Origin of the sequence: Stenotrophomonas sp. SrG (assembly GCF_050031795.1) — a bacterium.
Classification (GTDB): Bacteria; Pseudomonadota; Gammaproteobacteria; order Xanthomonadales; family Xanthomonadaceae; genus Stenotrophomonas; species Stenotrophomonas rhizophila_A.
Window position 1 is genome coordinate 1 of sequence record NZ_JBNBBE010001427.1, and the last position, 234, is coordinate 234.

Annotated in this window: 1 pseudogene; it reads right to left on the reverse strand. The window is 76.5% G+C overall.

Features of this window, described 5'->3' with window-relative positions:
* Positions 1–234: pseudogene (locus tag ACQG3P_RS24105) on the reverse strand (Csu type fimbrial protein); the annotation flags it as partial.

Consider the following 234-nt stretch of genomic DNA (forward strand, 5'->3'; position numbering starts at 1 on the left):
GTGCACGCCGCCGGCGCGGTGGCCGTGCCCCGCCGGACCTCGTTGTCGGCATATTCCAGGCGGACGTCGGCACCGCTGAACGCGGTGCTGGAACTGCCGGCCGCCAGCGTCTGGCTGGCTGGGATGCGACCGTAGATGGTCACGGTGACCGCGCCGCTGCCGCCGGGGAGCCGGGGCCCCGCGTAGGGCAGGTCCACCACCTGCGGCCCGGGCGCGGTGCCGGGGGTCAGACCC